General features: G+C 62.0%; 7 protein-coding genes. 2 read left to right on the top strand and 5 right to left on the bottom strand.

Annotated features, from left to right (window positions below; all coding sequences use genetic code 11):
• Window positions 1-95: 95 nt before the first annotated feature.
• A complete protein-coding gene (gene hemA, locus BEN48_RS14675) occupies window positions 96-1367 on the bottom strand; it encodes a glutamyl-tRNA reductase (RefSeq protein WP_070735654.1) in 1272 nt (423 codons plus the stop codon).
• 137 nt (window positions 1368-1504) lie between these two features.
• Here hemA and BEN48_RS14680 point away from each other — a divergent pair, with 137 nt between their 5' ends.
• On the top strand, window positions 1505-2545 hold the full coding sequence (locus tag BEN48_RS14680) for a DMT family transporter (protein ID WP_241502284.1): 1041 nt from the start codon (window positions 1505-1507) through the stop codon (window positions 2543-2545).
• 152 nt (window positions 2546-2697) lie between these two features.
• On the opposite strand, the gene BEN48_RS14685 is transcribed toward BEN48_RS14680, so the two are convergent.
• The 4 genes from BEN48_RS14685 to BEN48_RS14700 all read right to left on the bottom strand — a co-directional run bounded on the left by BEN48_RS14685 (window position 2698) and on the right by BEN48_RS14700 (window position 7505).
• Window positions 2698-3681: a lipid A deacylase LpxR family protein gene (locus BEN48_RS14685; protein WP_070735655.1), complete on the bottom strand. Its 984-nt coding sequence runs from the start codon at window positions 3679-3681 to the stop codon at window positions 2698-2700.
• A 76-nt stretch (window positions 3682-3757) separates the two neighbouring features.
• Window positions 3758-4336, bottom strand: coding sequence for a hypothetical protein (locus tag BEN48_RS14690; protein ID WP_070735656.1), 579 nt, complete (start codon window positions 4334-4336; stop codon window positions 3758-3760).
• Window positions 4337-4362: 26 nt separating this feature from the next.
• Window positions 4363-5448 carry a sensor histidine kinase gene (locus BEN48_RS14695; protein ID WP_070735657.1) on the bottom strand — a complete coding sequence of 362 codons (1086 nt, stop codon included), beginning with the start codon at window positions 5446-5448 and terminating at the stop codon, window positions 4363-4365.
• Window positions 5449-5720: 272 nt separating this feature from the next.
• The gene (locus BEN48_RS14700) at window positions 5721-7505 is read right to left on the bottom strand and encodes an amino acid permease (protein ID WP_070735658.1); all 1785 of its coding nucleotides are present in this window, start codon (window positions 7503-7505) and stop codon (window positions 5721-5723) included.
• A gap of 353 nt (window positions 7506-7858) precedes the next feature.
• On the opposite strand from BEN48_RS14700, the gene BEN48_RS19970 reads away from it, so the two are divergent.
• Window positions 7859-7993: a hypothetical protein gene (locus tag BEN48_RS19970; RefSeq protein ID WP_262490091.1), complete on the top strand. Its 135-nt coding sequence runs from the start codon at window positions 7859-7861 to the stop codon at window positions 7991-7993.
• Window positions 7994-8062: the final 69 nt, after the last annotated feature.

Consider the following 8062-nt stretch of genomic DNA (forward strand, 5'->3'; position numbering starts at 1 on the left):
ACCACGAGCGGCTCAGCCAGACCTTGCAGCAGCTGCATTTTGTCGTTTTCGCCTGCATTATGCTCGCCAGGCATACGAATAGTGCATAACAGCCTCTAGGCTACTGCATTCTGCTTTTCCACGTCAAATAACTCGCCCAGCAGCTCTAGTACCTGCTCGCCGTCGTCGCGGCGGCAGGCAGCTTTCAGGTTCAGTACGTGCTGCTTCAGAATCTTCTGCATCAGCGAGCGGGTGGCTTCGTCGAGGAGCTTGCTTTCGGCGGGAGTGGCGCGCTTTTGGTAGCGGTCCATTTCTTCCTGGCGCATGGTTTCCAGGCTGGCCTTCATCTTTTGGATGAGCGGCGACACCATCATTTCCTTGGCCCAGTCCTGCAAGCCCGCAATGCTCTCGGCAATGATGGCGCGCACCTGGGGCACGGCCGCCAGGCGGGTTTGCAGCGCGGCCGAGGCCTTGCTCTGAATGGCATCGATGTTGTACACCAGCACGCCGGGCACCTGCTCCACATCGGAGCCAATGCTGCGGGGCACGCTTAAGTCCACAAAGAATTTAAAGCTGAGCACGTCGAGGTGTTCCACCAGCTCGCGGGTAAAAAATGGCTCCGTGCGGTTGATGGACGAGATGATGACATCGGCTTCTTTCAAGGCGGGCACCAGGTCTTCAAAATCCACGAGGCGCATACCGCACTCTTCGGCCAGCTCCTCGGCCTTGCCGCGGGTACGGTTGCAGATGGTGATGTCGCTGAATGACTTGCTGGCGGCCAGGTGGCGGCACACGTCGGCGCCAATCTCACCCAGGCCCACTACCAGCACGCGCGGGTTGGCCACGTCGGCAGTCAGCTCTTCTACCAGCTCAAGGGCAGCATAGCTGATGCTAGCAGCGCCGTCGCGGAAGCTGGTCTCGGTCTGCACGCGCTTGTTGGTGAAGAACACGGTGTGCAGCAGGCGGTGCAGAAAGGGGCCGGCAGCGTCGGCATCGGCGGCCCACTGGTAGGCCGTTTTCACCTGGTTGCTGATTTGCAGGTCGCCCACTACCTGGGCGTCGAGGCCCATGGCTACTTCAAAAAGGTGCCGCACGGCCGCATCGGCATCGGGCAGCAGGTCGAAGTAGGGCAGGAACTGGCCAATATCGGCGCGGTCCTTGAGGTGGCCCAGGGCGAGGATTATTTCGCGGCTGCGGTCCTCCTCGGCTGCGTAATACACTTCGGTGCGGTTGCAGGTGCTAAGCACGAGCAGGTCGGAAAGACCCAAATCGTGGTGCAATGTGTGCAGAAAACGGCGGCAAGCGGCCTCATCTAAAGAAAGCAGCTCGCGAATGGCCAGCGGGGCTTTCTTAAAAGACAGGCTAACGGCCTTGAACGGATGCGACATAGACTGAATCGGCACGAAACCGGGCTACAAAATTACGGCAGGAATCGGCAAGAATGAAACAGCCAGAGTAATACTCCGGTTCGGGTGGTTGGAAATTAGGTAGGAACCCCCGTTGCGGCTGCCCGTACCTTTGCCCCATGCTTGCTCCAACCCCACCCGTTGCCGATACTTTACCCGTGCCCACACCCGCCGCGACTGGCTCCGGCCACCTCACCAAAGGCACCCAAACGGCAGCTTCGGGGGCTGTAGGCCTTGGCGCCGCCACTCTCAATACTCCGGCCGCGCCCGGCGTGACGACACCCATGGCCTGGTTACTGCTCATCCTGCTGGCGGCCATCTGGGGCACGTCATTTATTTTGATGAAAAAAGGCCTGGTTGTGTTTTCGGCCATGGAGCTGGGCGCCACCCGCGTGAGCGTGGCGGCGTTGCTGCTGCTGCCGTTTGCCGTGCGCCACGTGGGTACCGTGGAGCGCAACCGCTTCAAGTGGCTGGCGGTGAGCGGTGTGGTGGGCACGCTCATTCCGGCGTTTCTTTTTGCTTACGCTGAAACCAAGCTGGCTTCCGGGCTGGCTGGCGTGCTCAATGCCCTCACGGTGGTGTTTACGCTGCTGGTGGGTGCGCTGCTGTTTGGGCAGCGGCTCACGGGGCTGCGGGTGCTGGGCATTGTGCTGGGCCTGGCGGGCACGGTAGTGATGCTGCTGCTGGGCGGTAGCGGCGGCACCGATACGCCCACTGGCGAGGGCAACGCCTGGTACGGCGTCTACATCCTGATTGCCACCATCGGCTACGGCGTCAGCGTCAACGTCATCAAGTACAAGCTGGGCGGCATGACCCCAATGGCGGTGACGGCGGTGCTGCTGCTGCTCATCGGCGGGCCCGCGCTGGCGTATTTGCTGGTGGGCACGGACTTTTTGTACAAGTTATCCACCGTGCCCGGCGCCTGGACGGCGTTTGGCTACATCGCGCTGCTGGCTACCATGAGCACGGCCGTGGCCATGGTGCTGTTCAACCGGCTTATTCAGCAATCCACGGCGCTGTTCGCGTCCTCCAGCACCTACCTTATTCCCATCGTGGCATTAGCCTGGGGTGCTCTGGACGGCGAGGCATTCAACCTGTGGCACCTGCTGGGCATGGTCGTCATCCTGGCTGGGGTATTGATTATTCACCGGGCGAAGTAGGGCATAACCTCACCCCCTAGCCCCCTCTCCAAAAAAGAGGGGGGACTAGTTTTTAGCCTTAGTACTTTATAACTAAATTTCTAGGGCTAGTCCCCCCTCTTTTTTGGAGAGGGGGCTAGGGGGTGAGGTAACGTAGGGGCAAACCTCACTTTTTAAAACGCCGCCGTTACCACCAGCTGCCCCCAGCGGTGCGTGCGGGCTCCGTCGAATTCCGGCGAAACCCACGTGGAGTTAGCCTCCAGGCGGAAACCTTTGTGCGCCAGCACCAGGCCGGTGGTGTTGCGCAGTATTGTGCGCGCCACCGCGCTGGTCGGCAGCTCGTAGGGGTTCGATTTATTGAAAACGCCGCCCTGCAGCGTGGCATCGTACCCCACCAAACGGCCTTGGAGCGACGAATAGCCATAGAGCTGCCACTGTGCCTGCCCGGCACGGCTGCCGGCGCTGGCTACGCCCAAGCTGGAAAAGTAGGGCTGCAACAAGCCCAGCCGCAGCTGCGCGCCGGCCCCGGCGTACGTGTACAAGGTGCCGACTGATGCCTCCGCTGTGCCCAGCACTTCCACGAAGCGGCTGGCGGCCAGCAGCTGCCGTTCGTAGGCCACGCGGTAGCCCAGCACGGCATCGGTCCCGATTTGGTAGTCCCAGCCGCGGGGCTCGGGGTTGTTGGTGGCCCGGTGAATGGCCTGCTGGAATTCCTTTGCGAAGGTGCCGGGACCGATAAACCCTACTTCCAGCGCCGAAGTGAGGCGCTGCCGGCGCGTGGGCTGGTTGCTCACCCGGAAAAACGAGGCGTAGAAGTACGACGCATACGGCCGGTCGCCCACCCGTATGAACGGGTCCTGGATGCGCAGCGGCGTGAATCCGTCGTAGCGCAGCGTGATGCCGTGGTACTGAGTGCTGCCGGCTGGGCCTCGGAGCAGCAGGCGCTGGGTGGGCAACCGCGCCAGGCTGGGCAGCATTAACGTCAGGGTCATGCCCTGGGTGAAGTAGTAGTCGGTGCGGCCGAGGAAGTCGTTGGCGTAGGTATAGCGCAGCAGCCGGTCGGGGCTGATGGGGCGCAGGGTGGTGTCCGGCTGGGTTTGGGCGCGGCCGGGGGTGGCGAGCAGCAGGGCGAAAAGAAACAGCAGGAGCGAACGCATGGCAGAGGCCGGCAATGAACCGGGAACGAGGAATGCGCACATACGGCTGCGGGTCCCCGGCCGGGTTCGGCGCGGCTTATATTTCCGGCCCCAGGTAGGGCCACTCCTGAAAGCGTGCCGGCAGCCCGGCCTGGCGAGCATTGCCCCGCACGTAGGCCAGCAGCCGGGTCAGCTCGCCCTCGTCCTGCACCGTGTATTCGAAACCGCCCACCTGCCAGAACTGGGCCTCGGGCGGTAGCTTGGGCCGCACCAGGCGGCGGCAAACGGTGCCGGTGCGCAGGTGCAGCAGGTCGAGGGCCTTGGAAAACGAGAGGGTGCTGGTTGCGGGCAAATGCAGCACCATGTGCGCGTGGTTGGGCAAAATGGCGAAGCCATGCACCACAAAACCGGTTTCTTCAAGCATCATGATTTCGCCGGCCAGGGCCTCGGCCATCTTCTCGTTTTCGAAATGCGTGGGGCCGATGCGGGGGCGGTCCAGCACAGCGTCCAGCCCCGCGAAATACTGCTTCATCACCCGGTGGGGGTCGCCGCCCGCTGCCAGCCGCTGCTGGGCTTCGGCTTTCAGCTCGCGCAGGGTGGCTGCTGAAATACTGCCGTGCAGGCGGAGCGTAAAAAAGCTGGTTTCGCCAGCTGGCAGTGTTGGGGACGGGGACATGGGAAACGAATAAACGCGGGCCGGCCTCAGGTGGGAAGCTTGATGTAAAAGGTGGTACCCACGCCTTCCCGGCTCTCAAACCAGATGGTGCCGCCGTGCAGCTGCACCAGCGTCTGAATAATGGACATGCCCAGTCCCGTAGTTTTCTCGCCGCGCAGGCCCGGCCGCCGTGCCCGGGTGAACCGGTCGAACAACACGGGCTGAAATTGCTCGGGAATGCCCACGCCGTCATCGGCCACTGTTACCAGCACGTGCTGGGGGTGCTGCGCTACCGCCAAGGAAATATGACCGCCCTCGCGGGTGAACTTGATGGCGTTGGACATCAGATTGTTTATCACCTGCAAAAACTTGTTGTTGTCCAGCTCCACATACACCGCATCGGGCGTGCTGCTGAAGTTGAAGTGCTTGGCTACCAGGTGCTCGGAGCGTTGGTAGGTGTCCATTACCTGGCGCAGACTGGCGGTAAGGTCCACGCGCGTGCGCTTGAGCTGTACGCTGGCCGACTCGGCAAACTCACTGTCCACAAACTCGCGGATGAGGTTCACGCTCTCGCGGCAGGTTTCCTGCATCACGCCCACCATCTTTTCCAGCTGCGGGTCTTGCAGGGACTGGGTTTTCTCTTGGAATAAGGCCGCCATCTGCTGCATCAGGTTAAAGGGCCCGGCCAGGTCGTGCGACAGGATTTCCAGCGTCGTATTTTTCTTGGCCATGAACTTGTCGGCGTTGCGCGTGTACTCCTGTTCCACGGTCACGTCCTGCACGGTGCCGCAGAGCAGCACCTGGCCGTCGGTGGCCACGGCCCGGTGGGCCCGCAGGTTCAGCCACCGCAGCGGGGCGGCGGGCTGCGGCTGCAGGCGCAGCAGCAGGTCGTCGTGCATTTCGCCATTGGCCAGGTCGGTGAGGCAGGTCAGGGCGTAGGCCTGGTCCTCGGCGGGCAGGTAGCTCAGCAGGCGCGGCAGGTCCTGGGTGGCCGTATCGCGGCTGGCTCCTGGGAATAGGTGCTCGTAGGCCTCATTCACATAAAGTACCTGGCTGGCGCTCACGCTGTAGGCGAAAAACAGCAGCGGGCTGCCTTGCAACAGGTGGTGCAGCACTTCGGTCTGGTCTAGCATGGTTATTTTCCTGGGTAAAAGGAGGGCCGAAGGTAGGCCGCGCCAGCGCGCGTCGGCCTGAAGCGGTAAGGTACCCCAAGTTGCGGGGTATCGGATATCGGCCCTGGCGGGGAGGCGGTCCGATAGGGCTGCCCATCAGTGGCAAGCTCAGGAGAAAGAGCGGCAAAGCCCCATCGGGCTCAGGCTTGGTAGCGCAGCATTCAGTGCACGAGTGCCGCCTTACCAAGCCTGACCCCGATGGGGCTCACAAATTCAGTCTTCGCGACTTAGGGTTAAACAGCCGGTTCGGACCCGGCCAGGCGGTTCAGCTTCGAATTCCGGTACCCGTAGCCGAAGTACACGGCCAGGCCGATGAGCAGCCACACGAAAAACAACGTCCAGTTGCTGATGCCAAGCTGCGTCATCAGGTACAGGTTGATGAGCAGGCCCAGCACGGGCAGGGCCGAGAGGCTTTTGCGGAACGAGAGCGCCGCCAGCGCCACGCAAAACATCAAAAACACGATTGTGGGAATCTGGTGGGCAAAGCCGCCAACGATGCTGCCGCTTACTTCGTCCTTCAGCAGCCAGCCGCGCTGCCCGCTCACATCCATCCCGAACTCGTGGTTATTGGTGCCGTTGTAGCGGAAAATGAGGTAAGCACCCAGGGCCAGAATAAACGGTACCACCCACCGTCCGTTGATGTACGGCACCTTGAACCGGGCCTCGGAACGGCCGTAGGGGTCGATGATGAGGATGCCGCCGCAAACCAGTGCAAACGCGAACAGCGTGCCGATGCTGGTGAGGTCCACCACCAAATCCATGTTCAGAATAAGCGCCGGCACGGCCACGAAAAAGCCCGTGACAATGGTGGCAAACGAGGGCGTGTGGAAGCGCGGGTGAATGCGCGAAAACACCTTGGGCAGCAGTCCATCACGGCTCATGGTGAGCCAGATGCGGGGCTGGCCCAACTGAAACACCAGCAGCACCGACGCCATGGCAAACACCGCACTCACCGCCACCAGGCCCGAGAGCTTGGGCAGGCCCACTTCGGCAAATACAAACGAAAGCGGGTCGCCCACGCCGAGCTTGGTGTAGGGCACCATGCCGGTGAGTACCATTGTGATAATCACATACAGCACCGTGCAGATGATGAGGGCGTACATCATGGCCTTGGGCAGGTCACGCTGCGGGTTCTTGCACTCCTCGGCCGTGGTCGAAATGGCATCGAAGCCGATATAAGCGAAGAATACCGCCGACACGCCCTTGAGCACGCCGCCCACGCCGTTGGGGGCGAAGGGGCTCCAGTTGGCCGGCTCAATGTAGAACGCACCCACGGCAATAACCACGCCTACCACAATCAACTTCAACAATACCAGGATGTTGCTGGCTGTTTTGCTTTCCTTGATGCCCACGTACACCAGCGCCGTGATGGCCACCGTGATGGAGAACGCCGGCAGGTCGACCACTAGGCGCCAGTCGCCAAACAGGGTGGGGGCGGAGGTCCAGATTTTGTAGCCTTCGAGCTGCGCGGGCGTGGCCTGCGAGAGCGGCAGCTTGGCTTGCATGAGGGCCAGTACGGCATTGTAGCCCTGGTAAGCACTCTGAGTACCGGTGCTGAGGTAGGCCGGAATGTGCAGCCCGATGCCATCGAGTAGCCCGGTGAAGTAGTCGGACCAGGAAATGGCCACCACGATGTTGCCCACCGCGTATTCCATGATGAGGGCCCAGCCGATAATCCAGGCCGCGAGCTCGCCAAACGAGGCGTAGGCGTAGGTATAGGCCGAGCCGCTGACCGGAATGGTGGCCGCAAATTGCGCGTAGCACAGCGCCGAAAACGCGCAGGCCACGGCCGTGAACACAAACAGCAGCGACACGGCCGGGCCGCCGTCGAGGCTGGCCTTGCCGATGGTGCTGAAGATGCCGGCCCCGATGATGGCCGCTATGCCCAGCGCCGTGAGGTCGCGCACGGTGAGGTGGCGTTCGAGGCCGCCGGAGGTGTGGCCTTCGGCATCGGCGGGTGGATTTTGGAGAATGGCCGCAATGGTTTTGCGGCGGAATAGGGACTTATCAGAACGCATGAAGGGTGGGCGGAGCAGGTTTGAAGGGCAAAAGATAAAGCATAATGGCGGGGGTGGGGCCAATCGGGCCCCGATGCGCACCGTTCAGGTAAGCGCTTTAGCTTTCGTTTCCACCTATAAGCCCGTCTGTTACCTTCAACTTTTCCCCGCTCTGCCCCGAAAACGGAGCCGTGATGAGTTCTGTAACTTCAGGCCGGTATTGCGCCGCCCTGTCAGAAAACGGTGGTAGACTTCCCCCCTGAAAACCCGGCACTAAAATTCTGACCCATCTGCGCCGCTTTTATCAGTGGGGCAAGCGCTAGTCCTCGTGACTGCTTCGGCGTTACTACCCCGCAAAAACCTACATTAGCCCGATGGTCACCTTCCCTCGCATCTCCATTCCGCAGCCCTGCGCCCAGCCTTGGGCTGCCATGACGCCCACCGCCCACGGCCGCCACTGCGACGCCTGCGCCACCGAAGTCGGTGCTGAAGTCGAGGGTGCGCGCTAAGTCGACGGCTTCCTGGGCCACCTCCTCCAGCAGCTGCGGGGCATCGGCGTCGAGGGTGCGGCCGAAGAG

The sequence above is a fragment of the Hymenobacter glacialis genome, assembly GCF_001816165.1.
GTDB lineage: Bacteria > Bacteroidota > Bacteroidia > Cytophagales > Hymenobacteraceae > Hymenobacter > Hymenobacter glacialis.